This window comes from Coleofasciculus sp. B1-GNL1-01, from assembly GCF_040220235.1.
Lineage (GTDB): Bacteria > Cyanobacteriota > Cyanobacteriia > Cyanobacteriales > Coleofasciculaceae > Coleofasciculus.
Genome location: NZ_JAVJTO010000088.1, coordinates 98594 through 117282 on the forward strand (window position 1 = coordinate 98594; position 18689 = coordinate 117282).

13 protein-coding genes and 1 pseudogene are annotated in these 18689 nt (G+C 44.8%); 2 read left to right on the forward strand and 12 right to left on the reverse strand.

Annotation, left to right across the window (positions count from 1 at the left end; genetic code table 11):
• Nucleotides 1–129: 129 nt before the first annotated feature.
• The 6 genes from RID53_RS21825 to RID53_RS21850 all read right to left on the reverse strand — a co-directional run bounded on the left by RID53_RS21825 (nt 130) and on the right by RID53_RS21850 (nt 6344).
• Nucleotides 130–1518, reverse strand: a complete 1389-nt coding sequence (locus tag RID53_RS21825; protein WP_446390091.1) for an amidohydrolase family protein — start codon at nt 1516–1518, stop codon at nt 130–132.
• Nucleotides 1519–1874: 356 nt separating this feature from the next.
• A complete protein-coding gene (locus tag RID53_RS21830) occupies nt 1875–2171 on the reverse strand; it encodes an Mpo1-like protein (protein ID WP_044207192.1) in 297 nt (98 codons plus the stop codon).
• Between the two features lie 255 nt (nt 2172–2426).
• Nucleotides 2427–3251 (reverse strand): M90 family metallopeptidase, encoded by an 825-nt coding sequence (locus tag RID53_RS21835; protein WP_446390092.1) that lies wholly within the window; start codon nt 3249–3251, stop codon nt 2427–2429.
• 417 nt (nt 3252–3668) lie between these two features.
• On the reverse strand, nt 3669–4118 hold the full coding sequence (locus RID53_RS21840; RefSeq protein WP_446390093.1) for a hypothetical protein: 450 nt from the start codon (nt 4116–4118) through the stop codon (nt 3669–3671).
• Nucleotides 4119–4475: 357 nt separating this feature from the next.
• Nucleotides 4476–5870: an MBL fold metallo-hydrolase gene (locus RID53_RS21845; RefSeq protein ID WP_446390094.1), complete on the reverse strand. Its 1395-nt coding sequence runs from the start codon at nt 5868–5870 to the stop codon at nt 4476–4478.
• A gap of 21 nt (nt 5871–5891) precedes the next feature.
• Nucleotides 5892–6344 carry a beta-lactamase hydrolase domain-containing protein gene (locus tag RID53_RS21850; protein ID WP_446378142.1) on the reverse strand — a complete coding sequence of 151 codons (453 nt, stop codon included), beginning with the start codon at nt 6342–6344 and terminating at the stop codon, nt 5892–5894.
• Between the two features lie 561 nt (nt 6345–6905).
• On the opposite strand from RID53_RS21850, the gene RID53_RS21855 reads away from it, so the two are divergent.
• Nucleotides 6906–7568, forward strand: a complete 663-nt coding sequence (locus RID53_RS21855) for a hypothetical protein (RefSeq protein ID WP_446390095.1) — start codon at nt 6906–6908, stop codon at nt 7566–7568.
• Nucleotides 7569–7676: 108 nt separating this feature from the next.
• Here the strand turns inward: RID53_RS21855 and rsgA are convergent, their stop codons facing one another.
• The 6 genes and pseudogenes from rsgA to RID53_RS21885 form a co-directional block, all read right to left on the reverse strand.
• Complete coding sequence (rsgA, locus tag RID53_RS21860; RefSeq protein WP_446390096.1) at nt 7677–8738, reverse strand: ribosome small subunit-dependent GTPase A; 1062 nt, start codon at nt 8736–8738, stop codon at nt 7677–7679.
• A 432-nt stretch (nt 8739–9170) separates the two neighbouring features.
• Nucleotides 9171–10493 (reverse strand): annotated as a pseudogene (locus tag RID53_RS21865) (ATP-binding protein); the annotation flags it as partial.
• 39 nt (nt 10494–10532) lie between these two features.
• Nucleotides 10533–11831 carry an RNA-guided endonuclease InsQ/TnpB family protein gene (locus RID53_RS21870; protein WP_446390097.1) on the reverse strand — a complete coding sequence of 433 codons (1299 nt, stop codon included), beginning with the start codon at nt 11829–11831 and terminating at the stop codon, nt 10533–10535.
• Nucleotides 11832–11903: 72 nt separating this feature from the next.
• Nucleotides 11904–12779 carry a PAS domain-containing protein gene (locus RID53_RS21875; protein ID WP_446390098.1) on the reverse strand — a complete coding sequence of 292 codons (876 nt, stop codon included), beginning with the start codon at nt 12777–12779 and terminating at the stop codon, nt 11904–11906.
• Between the two features lie 194 nt (nt 12780–12973).
• Nucleotides 12974–13804 (reverse strand): prepilin peptidase, encoded by an 831-nt coding sequence (locus RID53_RS21880; protein WP_446390099.1) that lies wholly within the window; start codon nt 13802–13804, stop codon nt 12974–12976.
• 178 nt (nt 13805–13982) lie between these two features.
• Entirely contained in the window at nt 13983–15533 is a 1551-nt protein-coding gene (locus RID53_RS21885) for a glycosyltransferase family 39 protein (RefSeq protein WP_446390100.1), read from the reverse strand.
• A gap of 1070 nt (nt 15534–16603) precedes the next feature.
• Between RID53_RS21885 and dndE the strand changes: the two genes are divergently transcribed.
• Nucleotides 16604–16984, forward strand: a complete 381-nt coding sequence (gene dndE / locus RID53_RS21890) for a DNA sulfur modification protein DndE (RefSeq protein WP_446390101.1) — start codon at nt 16604–16606, stop codon at nt 16982–16984.
• Nucleotides 16985–18689 lie beyond the last annotated feature (1705 nt).

An 18689-nucleotide genomic window follows, 5' to 3' on the forward strand; every position in this document is an offset into this window, starting at 1 on the left:
TCGGGTGGATAAGATATTGGTGATCCCGTTGCACAAAGAGTATTATCAGCGTCCCAATGACGTGTATTAAATCCTTTTAGTAAAGACGTTCCGGCGGAACGTCTCTACTAATCGGGTCGCCCTATTGTTTTAAACGCTACCAACCATGGGTTTTTCGGGCAAGGATTGACGTAAACGATCGCCATATAAGGCTAACGCATTCCCGCCTAACAGCAGTCCCAGATGTTCCCGGTCATAATCGGCAACAGTTGCAGCATCGTGGACACAGCCGTGCAGCACACCATCCCAGTGACCATAGTCCCCAGAGAAGCAGGTTAAATGCTTGCCAATTTCACCCATCGCCACAGGTAAATACGCAGGACCCGGATCATCGGATTCAAAGGAGGTAAAAATTTGACCCCGTTCAAAATACTCGAAGGGATCACGGTGACGCAGGTCATAATGTTCATACAAGCTAGCATCCTCAATCTTCGTCGGATCATGTGCCGCATTCCACAACAAATCAAACAGGTTTTTCGCCTGAGAGATAATGTTGACATTATCCCGACCGCCTTTTTCCTGAATCATCAACTTGGTGAATTCCATCAAAGAGGGGCGATAGGGATGTTTCGGGTCAAAGTCACGAATCCGCTTTTCCCAATGTTCGTGGAACGCATGGGCTAAATCCGGTAGCCAACCACAACCGCCTTCTAAGAAGCCAACGCGCAGGGTGGGAAATTGTTCAAACGCCCCATCAAATACCATCCGGGCTAATGCCAATTGTTGCTGGTTGCGCTGGACAAAAATGTGGTTGAGGACAAAGGTTTCTAGATGATCCGCAATGCCGCCTACCATGTAGGAACCGGGTCCACCGTGAATTCCTAAACCAATATCCAAGTCTACCGCCGCCTGTAAAATCGGACGGAAGTCAGGATGGCTAATTGCCTTACAGGTGCGAATTTCGGGGAATGCATCGGGGGCTTTGGGATGGGGAATCGGCATATTAGGCGCAACCGCGACACTAATCATCCCCAGTTCGTTGACGCAGCGATACATTTCCTTGACCGCTTCATCGACATCCTGAAGACAAATAACCCCAATGGGTTTGAGGCGATTATCGTACCCTCGGCAATCATCCGCCATGTAACTGTTATAGGCGCGGCAGAGTGCGATCGCAAAGTCTTTATCCAGAATACTGGAAAAGATTAGATTCAGTGTGCCAAAGATAACATGGACATCAATCCCCTCTTGATCCATGTGTTGAATCCGCACCCGATTGAACATCGCACCCAACGTGGTATCGGGATGCAGATTGCGAAAGCCGCCTTTGCCTAACCCTTGAGGTTGGGGAAACATCCGCAAAAAGTCATTTTTCCCGGTTTCTGGATTGAAGTCGATAATCTTTGCTCGTTGATCACCGAGACTATCAATTACCAAACCGACGCGATCGCGATACTCTGGTTCTAGATAATCCCGCATAATCATCGGATTCTCTAGCTTATGAGCATCCGCATCGATCACTAGCAAGTCTTGATACATTCTCACTCCTCAATGTATTGATGAAGGCGTGAAGTACCCCAACTTGCTTCGCTGAAGTTGGGGCTTCCAACTAGCAAGCAAGGACGGTCTTATTCGTCTTCGGGATTTCCCGTTTCATCCGCCGACGCCTCCAAAAGTTACCTTTTATTGGTCTTACTCAGCGTCCACAGGCAGCCGTCCGCCTTCCGCAGACAGTAATATTATTGTTAGCCCGCTTGGTTAGAGCGGTTTATGGTTAGAATTCTAACCGGATAATGGCTCGCCTGGGTAGAAGGAAAAAATGCCCAAGGGATTTGGTATTACCCATCTCCCCCATCTCCCAGACGTAGCATGCTACGTCTCTACACTATGCCCAATCACCCCTTCCTGGCGGGACGCAACCCAAACCAGTTCTCGAATGACCAAGACAGGGATGCGAGGATGGTGATACCCGGATATTTGCGAAACGCGGGTTCATTCTTCTCAAAGAACGCATGTCCCCCTAACGCAAAGACTTGGGTAAGGATGACGCAAATCAAGGTCAACCGCCAATCATAGAATAGTAGGATAACGGCTGCGATCGCGAGTAGGTTGGTGAGGTGGTGCAGCCTCTGATTGATCGGATGCCGATGACTGGCGATGAAATGGGCTTTGGCTTCTTGAAAGTTGTTCAACAATGGGACTCTCCTACAGTGACACTCAACTCAGCAAGTTTAAATTATTGTAGTCATAATACGCGGATGTGCTAAGCGCTAAAAGCAGGGGGAGCAGGGGGAGCAGGGGGAGCAGGGGGAGCAGGGGGAGCAGGGGAAGCAGGGGAAGCAGGGGGAGATGAGTAAGTTAACTCAACACTCTACCTTACCTATTGCCCATTGCCTATTGCCTATTCCCTGTTCCCTGACACAGGACCAATGAGAAAGGACGAATGACTAATTCCACTCCAAAGGATCTAACTTATAATACTGTTTCAATTGCCGATAAAGTGCGGCATGTTTCCTTACCATTTGCTCAGGTTTTTCAAAGAACGTCTCTGTCGCTACAGCAAAAAACTCAGCCGGATCAGTCGCACCGTATTTATTCATCACTGTTTTTCTACCGCGTTGAGCATCACGTTGTAATTGCTGATACTCTTGTGTAAATACCTGCGCCCATGTCCGATAATCCGCCTGAGAGTTCAGCTTTGGTACACCATTAATCATCCCATCGGTTTGATCAAGCTGATGGGCAAATTCATGGAGAACCACATTATGTCCATCCTGCCAATTCTGGATATCATATTCGATTTGCTGCCAAGATAGAACCAGTTGATCTCGCGTCCACGATTCCCCCAGTCTTACTTCATCTCTTTCTTCGATGATATAATCACTGATTCGCTTCGTGGGTTTGACTCGGTACGCGCTGGGATAAACCAGAATTGAAACTAAATTGGGGTAATAGTCACCGCTATCATTCAGTAAAAGCAGACAGGCTTGAGCAGCAATCGCCAGTTTTATTTCTTCAGTAATCTGTACTCCTCTACAGCCAATAAACTGTTTTTCCGCTAAAAAAACAGCTATGTAACCCTGGAGTTTTCGTTGTCGGGATTGAGAGAGACAGTGATAAAATGGCAAAGTTTGTTTGATAACTGTTTGCCAATGCCGAGGAAACGGTTTATTTCGGATGCGGTTCCGTCGCCATTTAGTCAGAAGTGGACTTAATAGAACCCAAGCGCAAATCCCAACAATAATTACTAAAACAATAATAGCTTCAACCATATAATTTATTTGAAGTTGTAGCCCTCACCGAATGCCCATCGCCTTTTTTAGATCCCCCTCCCGTCCCCCTTCAAAAGGGGGAAGCCAGCGGATGCTTCGCTTTTTGTTCCATGAGGGAGACCATTCAAAGCCTTCTCAAGAGCAGGAGAGAGGTTTGGAGAGAGGTTTTCCCAATCCCGTGAAAAGCAAGGTGGGCTGAGGCGGTAAAGTGACCTGCCGCGATGGACTTTGTACAATAGGATGGAGAAATGGGGATTATTTTTATGTCATTGAACAACCAATCGATAATCCAGATCGTCCTGAAACAGCAGAGAGTTCAACAAGACTTATTGTCCGTAAAGCTTCTGAGGTAATCCTAGAAACGACAGGATTTCAATTTGTCTCTCCTTAGCCTTTGCCTAATCAAAATTATCTCCATTACTCGTTAAATTCCTTACCTTTCAAACGTCCTTGCCGAACTTCAGCTTCCGAACTATCTGCATAAATACTCGTCGTAATCACGCGATTCGTGACTTCCTCTAAATAAGACCGCAGTGTCTCATCTAGTTCCTGAAATTCGGGCCACAGGGTTTCATTCACAAAGCTAATGGGAACACGAGCCATTACTGTGGTATATTTTTGCCGATGATAGCGATATGGTTCAATCCCGTAGCGACGCAATAACGCTAAAAATAACTTCTTTGACCACATATCCGTCAATGTGAATTTGTATTCCACTGGGGGATCAAGCTTTTGCACATCGGTGAGCTTTTCACGGATACGGTCTAGGGCGTTCGCCGCCGCCACTTTTTCCCCCGTTGTGGTTGCACCTGCAAACAAGGCTTCAATGCGTTGTAGCTTTTCAATCAGCTTTTGTTCTTCTGTCAAGATGATTTCCTCTCGGCTTCCATTCAAATTGACCACCGATTGTTAATATACCACTCTTGCTCCGCCTAAATAAAATCTAACGTTTCACGGCAAGTCTAGAAACTGTAGTAACGTAGGGTGGGTTAGGCGGAATTTAAACCGAAGCAATAACCCTTTAATAGAGTATCCGCCGTAACCCACCGATGTTAACTGAGCGGTGTATTCTTTAATCAATATTTCAGATAATGACTCTTAACTTTATTGAGTTTCCTGTGTTAACCCAACCTACAACTACTAAAATTAAGGAATAGACGGTATAGTTAAATTGGGCGCACGTCAGTGCGCCCCTACCGTTTTGTTTGCCTAATCCTAATTCATTTATGCTGGTTGTTTCACAGGTAAATCGGCACTCTTCCAGGCACTCCATGAACCGGGAATATTGATAACTTTCTCAAACCCATGCTTTTGCAGCAAACTGGCAGCAATAGATGCCCGATATCCACTCCCACAGTAGGTGGCTACGGTTTTAGTTTTGTCTAACTTATCCAGTTTTTCTTCGAGATGGGGGACATAAATATGTTCAGCGCCAGGGATACAGCCACTGTGAAATTCTTTGTCGGTTCGCACATCTAACACCGTGAGTGCTGAGTCTTCCTTGTGCTGATTTAACTCATGTACCGTCCACTCACCAACGTGTTGCAAGGGTAGCCCCGCATTTTGCCAACTTTTCATCCCATCATGGAGATAGCCAGCTAAGTTATCGTAACCCACGCGGAATAATTGTTCGGTAACAAGCGATAAATCCCGCGCACTTTCTACGACTAATAACAACGTTTTTTCAGGTGGAATCATCCAACCCATCCAGGTAGGAAAAGCAGATTGCAGGGCAATGTTAATCGCACCCGGAATATGTCCGCCGCCAAATGCTAGCATTGAACGGGTATCGATGACAAGGGTGTTTTCATCTGCCATCTTCTGTTGGAATTCTTGAGGAGATAAGGGTTGTAAGGTGGGTACACCCCCTTTAATCGGTGCGCCTTTAGCGTTCACTTTTTTTAAGCGGGAATAGTGAGTGGGGGCTTCTGGCATATCGCTCAGAATCCACTCGACAAATTCGGCTTCGGTTCGTTCTTTATAGGCGTCACTAAAAACCCGTTCATTGCCGATTGTACTCTGTCGGCGATCGCCTATGGATTTACCGCAGGCTGAACCCGCACCATGACAGGGATAAACTTCGACGCGATCGCCTAATGGGACTAATTTGTCGAATAATGAGTGATACAGTTGCGCCGCCTGTTTTTTCTCGGTTCCTGTACCGACTAAATCGGGACGTCCAACATCTAGATTAAACAGCGTGTCTCCTGTGAGTACGCCAAAGGGTTCTTTCCCCTGTTGAGCATCATGAATTAATACACAGATATGTTCGGGTGTATGTCCCGGCGTATGCAGGGTGCGGAGGGTAACTGTACCCAGTTGGAATTCGTCTCCTTCACTGAGTTGCTGTATCTGGAACTGATAATTTTCACTCTTCCCGCCGTAAATTGTGGCGCCAGTGCGGGCTTGAAGTTCCGATGAACCGGATACAAAGTCGGCGTGGATATGAGTTTCTAAGATATGGGTAATTCTCACACCCCGCGATCGCGCGATTTGCAAATAGATATCGACGTCACGACGCGGATCAATAACGGCGGCTACACCTGCTTTATCATCCCCGACTATATAGGATAGCTGTGCCAATCCTTCGGTGTTAATTTGTTCTAAAACTAATGCCATGATTCTTGCTCCGGGTAACTATTAACTCGCTGAGGAATGCTGTGAAATATAATTTTTGAAAAATTCTTTCATTTGAGGGGATTTTTCACAATCAAAACCCATGCTTTTGCCTTTTTCCATGGCTTGTTCGGCGGTCATTCCTTCGCGAGTTGCCACATACATTAATGCCATCATCCCCGAACGTAACCCACTCTTGCAGTGAATTACGGCTGGCTTGGGCAGTTCCTCGATTTGTTGGAGAACTTGGCTTGCCAGTTCCTCGGTTAGGGCGTCGGGTTTAACGGGGATATTGACATAGTGCAATCCGGCGGCGGCGGCTTGCTGCTTTTCATCGCTAGCGAACCCCTCTTCCCCAGGCGATCGCAGATTCAATACCGATTTTACCCCCTCTTGAGCCGCTTGTTGCAGTTGTTCCGGTGTCACCTGATTGGTGGCTACGGTTAAGGTATCGTTGATTTTTTTTGCGTTTTCCATGAATGTCTAACTCCTTGTTAAAATGCCGATAGTGTAATTGAATTGGGTATAAATAAACACATTGATTCAGGATCGATATCCCCAAAGAACTTCTCGATCGGACTTGCAGAGATTTCATCCTAGGTGTCCCCATTCAATGTCACATTAGACACACCAATTTATTCTTAGGTCGGCTATTTATAGCCCATTCATAGTCTTGGCTGAAAATTGGCACAATTCATCTAACCTGAGAATGAGATTTATTTCTGTCTAACGATAGTTGTAATTTTGAGATTAGGCTATTTTATTAGACGCTTATGCTGTGAGTTAACAGGCGACTTCAGCTAAACGTTACCTCGCTCATAATACTAGCAGAAATTATTGTCAATAGAGTTATCTATTTTTTTCTTGACGCGGAATTTAATGTATAAATTATCTGAAAGTGTTAGTCTGAAAAGAGAGGGTGTTTGAATTAACGCCAAACCCACACTTGAAGCGTGGCGGATATGTTCATTTAAGCAATGACACCATAGAAACAGAACTTGTCAAATACCCTCTGAGCAGACTCAAGAGGATGAAACCATGAATATCAACCTACCCAATAAAGCCGTTATTGGAGCAGTAGTGATTGCGGGTTCAACCCTGTTGGCGCTGGGAACCAGTCCCTTGTGGGGAGAGAAATCGACAGAGGCATCGACTCTACTCTCTAACCAGAATGCTGGAATCAGAGCTAACACCAATCAAGAGATAGCCCAATCGCCTCCCGACACACCTAGAGGTCGAGGACGCTGGGGACATGGACATGGACAGGGACATGGACAGGGACACCCAGGTCGAGGACGTTGGGGACAGGGACATGGACGAGGGCGACAGGAACACCCAGGTCGAAGACCCAGAGGTTTAGGTAACCGAATGTATAACCCCGATAGCGTGGAAACTATCACGGGTGAAGTGATTAGTGTAGACCGATTCACCTCCAATCGCGGCAGGTCTGAGGGTATGCGTATGCAAATGAGAACGGGTAATGAAACTGTTTCTGTCCATTTAGGTCCAGCCTGGTATTGGCAAAACCAAGGAATGACTATTGAACCCAATGATAGAATTCAGGTTCAAGGTTCCCGAGTCAATAGGGCAGGAAACCCCGCTATGATTGCGGCTCAAGTCCAAAAAGGAAACCAAGTCCTGAGGTTAAGGAATGAAAATGGGGTTCCGGTTTGGAGTCGGCGACAATTGCCCCAGAATTAATGCCGAGTTGCAGTAAGGAAAGTCGGGGCGGGTTTAGTCACATCTGGGTAAAGCGATAGTTGTCAAACCCGCCCCTAAATGGGCGCTATGATGTTCTGCGATTTGGCGTCAGTGTTTGTGTTGATTCCTCCGGGCTTTAGTGATTTTTTTCCACTTTTCCTTCTCGGCTAAGGAGGCTTTTTGGTCTTGTTTCCTGGCTAAATAGTCAAGTTCTTTTTGCAGTTTTTGATAATTCAGGAAACGCTGATCATCAAGGGTGCCATTTTCCAAGGCTTGTTGCACAGCACAACCGGGTTCGTCTTGGTGTTTACAATTACGAAAACGACAGTGCTGGGCTAAGGTGTCGATATCGGTAAAGGTATTGGCTAAACTTTCCTCGTCTGCCCAGATCTGAAGTTCCCGCATCCCTGGAGTATCGATCAGCAAACCTCCTGAAGGCAGGGGAATCAATTGGCGATGGGTAGTGGTATGTCGCCCTTTACAATCGTCCGAACGAACTTCTCCAACCGCTTGCACGACTTGACCAATTAACTGGTTCACCAACGTCGATTTGCCGACGCCTGAGGAACCCAGTAAAGCAACCGTTTGTCCGGGTTTTAGGTAAGGCGTTAGGGCTTCTAATCCCTGATTTTTGACCGCACTTAAAATAATCACCGGTACACCAAAAGCGATCGCTTCAACAGCCTCTCGCTTTTCAGCAATATCTTCGCCTAAATCCGCTTTATTGAGGACAATTACAGGATTCGCGCCGCTTTCCCACACCAGAAGCAGGTAGCGTTCAATGCGCCGCAGATTAAAATCCCCATCCAAACCAGAGACCAAAAATATCGTATCGATATTGGTGGCAATAATTTGGACTTCGGTTTTTGTGCCAACGGTTTTCCGCGAAAATTGACTTTTCCGGGGCAAAATGCTATGAATTATCGCCTGTTTACCTTCATTGGTGAGGCGAATCACCACCCAATCCCCTACAGCCGGAAAGTCTTGGCGTCCAGTTGCTTGGTATCGCAGTTTGCCGATAACCTTTGCTGAGAGTTCGCCTTGTTCGGTGTAGAGACGATAAGTATTTTTGTACTCTAGGGCAATTCGACCAATGGTGTAGCCTTCTTGCCATTGGGGATTGAGGCTGTTGGCAAAAAATTCACTCCAGCCTAATGAGTCTAAATTCATTGATTTCCTCAGTGTCTGTTGCTTGATTTGAGCAAGGCGCACAGAGGACTTTTGACGTTCGTTAGCCTGAGAAACGACGCGATCGCGTCAAATCCTCTGTGGTTGCCTTGAGTTGTCTTATGGGGATGGAAATGGTTACAAGCTCAGACATAGAGTTATCCTTCTGGGTATTTTCCAACAACAGATTTATCTATTATACTACAAAAACACTACAGTTAAGTAGATGGACACAATTAACGTGAACGGTTGAGATTAGGGAACACCTCGGCTTACCTCGACTTCGCTCGGTAACACGCTCGGTGTGTCACAGGGAACAGTAAGGGTTTAAGGTTGATGTACAAAACTTAATACAGTACCGTTTTCTTTTGTCTGACTACTTATCTCAGATTTTGCACCTGATCCAGCCGAGTAGAAACGGGTGAAATTACTAAGTCATAATGACTTAGTAACAGGTAGCTTAATTACAAACTCTGTTCCTTGAGGATGATGGGAATGACATTGAAGCTGCCCCCCGTGTTTGTCTACAACAATCTGATAGCTAATTGATAATCCTAAACCGGTGCCTTGACCGACGGGTTTTGTCGTAAAGAACGGATCAAATATTCGGGATTGAACCTCTGCGTTGATGCCAGCACCGTTGTCAGCAATACGAATAATTATCCAGTTGGGTTCAACGAATTCCGTGTGAATCCGAATCATCGGAGAAGGTTGAGGATGTGTTTTCGATGTGTCTTGAAAATCCCGCGTTTTTGTTGAAGGTAGTCCTGATAAATAGGCAGTATCATGAGCGTCGTCAAGGGCATCAAGGGCATTGCTCAGAATATTCATAAACACTTGATTTAGTTGACCGGGATAACATTTGACTAACGGCAGTTGACCATAGTCTTTAATCAGTTGAATCGGAGGACGATTTCCCTTTTGGGTCAGTCGATGTTTTAAAATTAGTAGTGTGCTATCAATGCCTTGATGGAGATTCACCTGCTTACATTTGGCTTCATCAAGTCGGGAAAAGTGGCGTTTGCTCTCGGTGATGTCGGAAAATGAGGTGACAACGGCGTAGGGTTGGCTGTCTCCGGGATTAAACAGAGGTTGAGAATTCATGCTAATCCAGGTGATTTCATGTCTTTGTTCCTGGCAACCTTGCTGCTTCTGTCGTAATTTCAGCCCTCCGCTTTTTGCTTTGTTTCCAGCAACAGGTGAGTCGTTCACTGGACAAGGTAGGAGTGATGCTTCAGGTGGGGAAATCCCCATAATTACTCTGACTTGGGGTTTTCCTGTGCGTAAGGTTACCATCGCGGGATGCTCTTGGCTGGGGAAGGGAGAACCATCTTCCTGAATGATTTGTCCCCCCCAGTTCATCCCGATTTGTCCGAGTATCTGTTGAGCAGAGCGTCCTAAAATGTTTTCAGCACTGAGATTACAAGCAATAATCTGACCGTCGGCTTGCTGGAGTATAATTCCCTCAGACATGGCGGTGACGACGGAACGGTATCGTTGTTCGCTGACTCGTAGTTCTTTCTCTATCCGTTGCCGCTCGATGAGTTCCGCCTGTACTCTAGAATAGAGTTCCGATTGTTGGAGTGCGATCGCGACTTGGGTGGCTAATTGCTGTAATAGCTCAATTTCGTAGGATTGCCAGTGCCGTTGACTACGACAGTGATGGACGATTAATAAACCCCAGAGTTTTTCTCCTAAAATAATTGGCACGACTAAGTTGGCGATGACTTGGAAGGGTTTAAGTAACTGGAGATGACAAGGCTTTGACTTCTCCCCTGGTTAAAAACGCAGGGGATTCTAAGAGGATACTGCGGGACGGGCTAAAGCCGCGTCCCTCCGTTTCATCTTCTTAGAGTTCCAGAGGAAAACTCTGGATGGCGCAGTCAAAAACGCCCTACTGACCCTGGCTAGATTGAGACCTAGCTGTATCTCTACTTTGCGGAGGATATTAGCAGCACCGTTAGCATCGGCGTTGACGAATTCTCCTTTAAGCGTGCGGTACATTCCTCGTTTTACTCGCTTCCCACTAGCCTTCCACCCTTCCGGCTTGGAGCCGAATACAGGTAGAGTATCGTTGTCGAGAAAACTAGCTTTAGAGGTATAACTTTCTTCAGTTTCTACGAACTGAATTCCATAGTGTTTGCACAGTTGCTCAATCCTATTTTTGAGACGGGCGGTAGGAATTTGAACAAACTCTTGATTCGTCTTTTTCCCCAGCTCAATCCCATCTTTATTGTGTCGATTCCAACCGAAAACGACTCTTCCAATTCGATGTTGGAGGCAATGGTTGATAACGACACGAGCGGCTTTGTTAACCGCATCTCTTACTTGCCTATTGCGCCTTTCTGTGAGAAAGGCTAATTCTTCATTCCAAAATCCTTGAGCTTTCCCCAACTTAATGGTTGCCACCCGTTTGTTGTAGAGCTGATTAAGACTCTTTAATTTACGTCCATCAACAATAAAGCTGGTTCCTACATTAGAAACACAGGTCATCCAGTTGTTGAGTCCGGGGTCGATTCCTATTACCCGTGAGGAGTCTACATCTGCTGTTACAGAAGGCAGGAGGTAGACAAACTCAGCATAGAAGCAGCCGTTGCGGGGAAGGATTCTCAGCTCTTTGATGTCTTTGAAGGCAAGATTAGATGGCTTATGAATGAAGAAATCCGCTATCTTGAACCATGTCTTGACTAGCGTTCCTAGCGGTATTCTGATTTGACCATCTTTAATCTTCAAAGCTTGTTTAGGATAACTCACAACAGAAAGACCGCCCTTCTTTAAATACTTAGGTAGTCTAGGATTGTCCGCTATCTTTCCTTTTCTGAACGCCTTCATCAACCCATCAAACGACTTGAAAGATTCACTAACCGTTCTTAGCGCTTGTTGAGCTGCCTGAGAATAGAGAGCTTGGAAATGTTTGTTGTTTTTGTACTCCTTTTCTAAGTCATATTTGCCGATAATCCGCCGACACTTAAACCAGACTTGACGAGCATAATAAATACCGCAGTTCATTAAGTTATTCGCTTCGGTGCAAATAAACTCTAGAACGGCGGTTAGATCTTGATCTGGATTTAATAGTAATTGCTGACAACCGTACAAGAAAATCACCTCCTTGTTTAGGGTTATATTATATCACTTGAAGAAATTATTGCGGGATAAATCCCGCTGTCTTTACGACTTGCTCGGTTTCATCCCCCGACGCTCAGTACGGGGGAGCCTGCACCATCGCTTATACTGTAAGGCAATTGCCCCGAATAACCGTTCCCGTTGTTGCGCTGCGACGCGATCGCTGATATCTAGTAGAGTACCGAATAGTTTATGTACCTGACCCTGGGCATTGAAAATTGGTTCTCCTTGGGCGAAAAGATGGCGGATAAACCCATCAGGGCGCAGGATACGAAATTCTAGTTGGCAGGATTTCCCCCGAACAAGCTGGTGAACTGTTTTTTTCCAAGCCTTTCTATCATTGCCATGAATCGTTTGCCAATGTTCTCTTATGGTGGGTGTGGGTTGTCCTGGAGAGAGTCCATAAATGCGGAAGGTTTCATCGGACCAAGTAATGTTTTGGGTGGCTAAATCAAATTCCCAGCTTCCCACATGGGCAACTTTTTGAGCTTGGGCAAGGTGGGTTTTTTCCTGCCAGAGTTCCGCTTGGGCTTTTTGACGTTCCTTGATTTCGGCTTCGAGTTGGGCGGTGCTGGGGATTGTCAGGGCTTGGGGAAGTAGTCGGACGAGTTCTGCTGCGGTTACTACGGAAATCAGGGCAGTCGAGGCTTTTATCCAACCGGATAACCAGTAATTCGGATGCCAAAGCGTCCAGATTTCCATAATATGGGTCGTACCACAGGCAATGATGAACCCACTAAATAACCAGAAAATCCAGTTAAATGGGACATCATTTCTCTTGGTGACAAAATAAGTTAGCGTTAGGGGAATGGAGTAATATGCCAATGCGGTGAGAAAATCAGAGATTAGGTGTAACCAAACTAATCCCGGCTTCCAGAGGTAGCAATGTCCGTGGGGAATGAAAAATTCTGCCAATACCATGGTGGTTATAAAAAATTCTTAAGAAAGAGTATTAAAATGGTAGATTCAATGATTATGCTGTTATTTATACTCTACTCTTTCTTTATCCGGCAAACGGGACAAATGATTACTGTTCCCTGTAACACACCGAGCGAAGTCGAGGTGTTCCCTGTTCCCTTTCCTCACCCCTATACTTATTCAGTCAGCCCTACTTCTTAAACGGCAAATGATAAGGGAAAAAATAACCGCAGATAAGCTGACAAAATAGCTTCTCCCAAAAAAACTGTCAATCCAGCACCTAATGCCAAAAATGGTCCAAAGGGCATCGGTTGTCGCCGATTTAGCCAACCCATTGCCATGGCACCTCCCCCAGCGAATGCGCCGATTGCACAGGCTAAAAACCCAGCTAATAGTAAATACTTCCATCCCAACCAAGCCCCCATCATTGCGGCTAATTTGGCATCTCCTCCGCCCATGGCGGTTTGCCCAAAGAGGATAGAACCGACTAGGGTGATGATGTCAAATAACCAAATTCCCAACACTGCACCGCTTATTCCGGTCATGAGTTGAGCTGATATATCGGAAAGTTGAGTGGTTTGGAAAAAAGCGAATGCGCCTTGAAAGAGTATACCTGCAACTAATCCGGATTGGGTGAGGGAGTTGGGGAGTGTCATGGTATCGAGGTCAATTAAGGATAGGGCTAATAACCAGCTTAAAAATGCCCAATAGCCAAAGGTTTCTAGGCTTAAGCTATAGTGTAAAAATACGAATAAAAATAATAGTCCGGTGATGGCTTCGACTAGGGGATAACGCCAAGAGATGCGACTACGACAATGGCGACAGCGCCCTTTTAACCACAACCAACCGAGGATGGGAATGTTCTCTCGTTTGCCGAGTTTGTGTAAGCAATGCGGACAACGGGAGGGGGGAAAAAGGATGGATAAGTTGGCGGGTAGGCGATAAACGACGACGTTGAGAAAGCTACCGATTGATGCGCCGAGGGCAAATACGATTAAAGAGGTGATGATGATAATTAAAGTATCCATGGTGAATTATGTTGTAGGTTGGGTGGAGGAACGACACCCAATGAGTTTGATGTTAGGTATTGTTTACTAGCCTTAAGTTGGTATGATTTAACTTATAATATTTTTTGGCTAGACTTTGAGGGAGTGAGGCAAAGGATTAGGGCGCTAAAGCGCAACTACAAGCGCAACTACAAACAAACTATTCTACTCTCCATAACCAGGATTTGGAGTTGGGTTCTTCGGTTAGTTGATGATTGGTTTGAATTCCTTGTTTCAAGGGTTCTGTGGGTCGATAGACAAAGATGGGAGAAAATGTATTTGGAATTTGGGGAATTCCAGGGGGTAGAACCATCTGGAGATGAACGTCTGGATTTAGGGAATGACTGAGAGAAAACATAATTCCCGGAATTTTATCACTAACCACTAGGGGATTTTTGGCTTGATTGACAATTTCAGCTACTTGGGGATTATATCGACTTTTACTATGACTTTTGTGCCACCACACCGGAAATTGGGCGCTGACGATACAGGAGACAATAGCACAGAACAAGAGTGCGATCGCGCCGTATTGCCAGCGCTTCAGATGCTTTGTCTTGCCGTTGATTGCCGTATTTTTGGCGGTGATTAAATAAGCGACTGCTATCTGAATTCCTAAATAACTGGGAACGGCGTATCGGGTAATACTAGAACGACGCCCCCCTAAAATGACATCGGGTCCAATCAGCGCAATTCCGGTAACACCAATTAAGGTGATAATAAATACCCAAGCGTTGAGGGAGGCTTTGCGGTAAAGGTAGTATAGCGCATAGCCGGCTAATAACGCACTCAGATAATGCAGTGGACTAAATGGGCTGGTTCCTTGATTCACATCAAAGAAGATTCGACTCAGATTTAATCCCCAAAATAAGGGTAAAAATTCTTCTCGATTCAAGTTAACCGAGGCGGTATTGTCCACGAATTTGGAAAAATGGGTGATGACAATCCCTAGCCAGGGTAAAAATAGGAGTACCCCGACTAGGGAGGATAATAAATATTTCGTTAGTTTGCGACTCCAGCGAAATCCTTCGGTGACTAAAACATAAATACCATGTCCAATAGACACGAAGGCGGAAAAGGGATGAGTATAAAGTCCCAGCGCCACAGTTACTCCGTAAATTCCCCAACTCGGTAAAGTTTTTAATCGCATGGCTCGCAATAATGCGGCACTTGATAATAAAATAGTCACTGTCCACAAACTATATTCTCGTGCTTCTTGGGCGTATAAGATATGGAACGGGGAAATCGCTAGAATAGCAACACCAACCCAACTTACTGTCGATAATCCGAAGAGTTCCCAACATAACCAGTACATACAAGGAAATGCCAGAAAACTGATTAACACGGATAGGAAGCGAATGGTGACAACTGAATGACCAAAGCGTTGCAACCAGAACCGTGCCATTAGATAATAGAGGGGCGAATGTTCGGGATTTCCGGCTAAGGCGTTAATCGTGTCATTGAGATCTTTTTCTGGCGTGGGATACTGATACCGCTCTAAGAACGTTGCAACTGGAATCACTTCACCGTCGAACGCCTGCTGGATAACTTCGGTTTGGGTATATCCAGAGATTCGCATCGAGGTCATTGTCTCATCGTACCAGTAAACCTTGCGATCGAGGTTATAGACGCGGAAAACTATCCCCAGTACGATTACGGCAATCAGTAAATTTCGCCACCCGGTTGGACTTAACGGTAATTTTTTTAACATCATTCATTAATCTCACCCACGCGCCTTATTATAAGATTAATCAGGCGTGCAGTTTTCATCCCAGTCTGAAATTATTTCCTCATACCCTAACCTTAATTGGCATAATTCATTTATTCAAAGAAAAATTTTATCAGATATTTGATAACACTGATTTCGCTGAGTAAGGAGCATAGGTAGTGGTGGGGACTTGGCAGGTTATTCCCACTGATTTCACAGAGGTGTTAGCTCTCAATGGGGCTAAGGATGAAAAGATGATTGTCCCCGGATAAAAAATGATTAGCTTGTGGGAGGACTATTTTCTCGTCTGTGTCAATCTGTGTGCTTCACTATTTGCTGTTCTATCTGTGCTATTCCATCTGTGCAATCTGTGTTTTTGTCAAGTCTTGGTCATGATTTTTATCGTAAGTTTAAAAAAATACATGCGTTCAAGGGAACATTAGCCGTGAGGCAAAAACTAGAAATTATACAAAGTTTTACGAGAATTCAAGGGTTTTAACGTTGTCTAGATGATTGAAACTTACAAAAAACCCACCATAAATACTATACCTGAAAACTCCACATTTTTCTCACAATCGCCGTAACCCTTGAAAATTCGTAGATTATTCGGGAAAAGGGGTCAAAAACGAGCAATTATAACGTTTTGTTGAAACAAGACTCTAATTGGAAAATTTAAACTTTTTGGGGAGGAAGGAATAGTTTAAGTTATCAAAACTTGACAAGTTGAGCTAAAACGATATTGAGTCAAGCTACAGATATAGCACTACGCATTAGGGTTAGGACAAATGAAGAAAAATCCAAATTGCTCAATCCCTTGATGAGTAAGCTTTTTTCTTCACTATTGCCTATGACACACCGAGCGAAGCCGAGGTGTTGCCTATTGCCTATTGCCTAGCGCGTAGCGCTATATGTCAGTAGCGAAGGAGAAAGAGTAACGGGGTATGTTGTGAATCGTGGTTGTTGGCAACAGAGCGATCGCCTGTAGTCATATCATTTGAGGGGAATGGAATTGCGGTGGTCATTTTGATATGATGAATTGTCTGTTCCCCTGTTACCTATTCCCTATTCCCTGAAAAATGGAAATTGAACGCTTTAAACTCTCCAAATCAGCTAAAGACCAACTAACCAAACTCAAACGCTACACTAAAATTGATCAGTGGAATATTCTTTGCCGTTGGGCGTTTTGTCGTTCCCTGGCGGAACCGACTCAACCTTCACCTGTCCCGATTCCGGCTGACTCGAATGTGGAAATGACATGGCGGGTGTTTGGTGGCGATTTGGCTGATATTTTGTTAATGGCGCTGAAACAACGCTGTCATAATGATGGTTTAGGGTGTGATAAGGATACTCTTACCAATCAATTTCGCCTTCATCTACATCGGGGGATTGGGTATTTAGCGGGTGATCCCACGATTAGGAAAATTGAAGATTTTATCGAAATTGCCAATAAGCAATAAATGTTCTTGGTTATTCACCTCTCTACACCCTTCCATCATGCATGTCTGGTTATTTTCGATGACATTATGTGTGATGTGTTCTGTGTTTGTTAACTCTGTAGGGGCGAGTTAGGGGTTACGGTTAATAGGGGTCTACAGGTCGGCACATTTTCCCATGATGAAATAGTACCTAAAATGCGCGATCGCGTCAAGTCCTAATCTTTATTTCTTTCGAGGCGATTATCCCTTTATTTGCCATGTTCACCTGCATATCTGAAGAGGTTCATCTGTGAACAAAGGAGATGGAGACAGGGGATGTTGGTGGATTACGGTGGATAGCGAATATAAAGGATTAGTTAGGTCAATTGATTCCTACCTAACCCACCCCACAGGTTCCGGTGAATAGGGGTCTATAGGTCGGCACATTTTCCCATGATGAAATAGTACCTAAACTTGGCGATCGCGTCAACCCCTAATCTTTTTTCTTTCAGGACAATTATCCCTTTGATGTGCCATGTTCACCTGCATATCTGAAGGATTCATCTGTGAACAAAGGAGATGAAGCCAGGATTTTGGTGAGTTACTGTGGATAGCGAATATAAAGGATTGGTTTGGTCAATTGATTACCACCTAACCCACCCCACAGGTTTCGGTGAATGGGGGTCTACAGGTCGGCACATTTTCCCATGATGAAATAGTACCTAACATTCGCGATCGCGTCAACCCCTAATTCTTATTTCTTTTGGGGCGATTATCCCTTTGATGTGCCATGTTCACCTGCATATCTGAAGAGGTTCATCTGTGAACAAAGGGGATGAAGACAGGGGATTTTGGTGGATTACTGTGGATAGCGAATATAAAGGATTAGTTGGGTCAATTGATTACCATCTAGCCCACCCCACAGGTTCTGGTGAATGGGGGTCTATAGGTCGGCACATTTTCCCATGATGAAATAGTACCTAAAATGCGCGATCGCGTCAACCCCTAATCCTTATTTCTTTCGAGGCGATTATCCCTTTAATGTGCCATGTTCACCTGAACATAGGTATGATTGAGGATTTTTCCTATTCCCCTATCAAATTACGACTTGTCTTCCTCTTGAATTAACTTTTAATAAAGAATAAATTATTAGTTAACGGTTGAGATGAGAGAACCGGAAATCGGGAACCGGAAAGAGTAATAAATTGACTTTCGTTAACATTTATTTATACAACAGACATAATTTATGTCCGGGTACTTAAAGTTACCATAAACTTGTAGGCAATCGCCATTGTGGTTGTTTAGAATATCGGTTGACTAGATTATCGGCGAGTAGAGAATTCTCCGCTCTACTAGCATGATCACTAGATCCGGATTCTAGCGAAGAAAGACGTTGCCGTGTCTTGATTCCAGGCTGGCTGATTGAGTTACGGTGAAATGATTTATTCTTTTAGCCAAGAAATAAGACGGCAAAGGGAACCGCATCTTCTCAACAGGTGTAAGACAGATCTACCTCAAAAATCCGGACAGGTATAACAGGTTTGGGTAAGTAATAGCGTATCACTGTCAATGGCACGATAGGTCTATTCCTGTTTTCTGACTTTAGCTTAACCCTCAAAAAACCTGTCAAAAAAGAATTATTAACTTAGGGAAATCTACAACGGTGATCACAGCTTACCGTTCAATTTATAAGTAGTCAGATAAAAGAAAACGGCACGGTATTAAGTTTTGCAAATAAGCCTCAAAC

Bases quoted from the DNA above. Each gene is read 5' to 3' on its own strand.
- RID53_RS21825 (WP_446390091.1), bottom strand. From the start codon at position 1,518: ATGTATCAAGACTTGCTAGTGATCGATGCGGATGCTCATAAGCTAGAG.
- RID53_RS21835 (WP_446390092.1), bottom strand. From the start codon at position 3,251: ATGGTTGAAGCTATTATTGTTTTAGTAATTATTGTTGGGATTTGCGCT.
- RID53_RS21845 (WP_446390094.1), bottom strand. From the start codon at position 5,870: ATGGCATTAGTTTTAGAACAAATTAACACCGAAGGATTGGCACAGCTA.
- RID53_RS21850 (WP_446378142.1), bottom strand. From the start codon at position 6,344: ATGGAAAACGCAAAAAAAATCAACGATACCTTAACCGTAGCCACCAAT.
- RID53_RS21855 (WP_446390095.1), top strand. From the start codon at position 6,906: ATGAATATCAACCTACCCAATAAAGCCGTTATTGGAGCAGTAGTGATT.
- rsgA (WP_446390096.1), bottom strand. From the start codon at position 8,738: ATGAATTTAGACTCATTAGGCTGGAGTGAATTTTTTGCCAACAGCCTC.
- RID53_RS21875 (WP_446390098.1), bottom strand. From the start codon at position 12,779: ATGGTATTGGCAGAATTTTTCATTCCCCACGGACATTGCTACCTCTGG.
- RID53_RS21880 (WP_446390099.1), bottom strand. From the start codon at position 13,804: ATGGATACTTTAATTATCATCATCACCTCTTTAATCGTATTTGCCCTC.
- RID53_RS21885 (WP_446390100.1), bottom strand. From the start codon at position 15,533: ATGATGTTAAAAAAATTACCGTTAAGTCCAACCGGGTGGCGAAATTTA.
- dndE (WP_446390101.1), top strand. From the start codon at position 16,604: ATGGAAATTGAACGCTTTAAACTCTCCAAATCAGCTAAAGACCAACTA.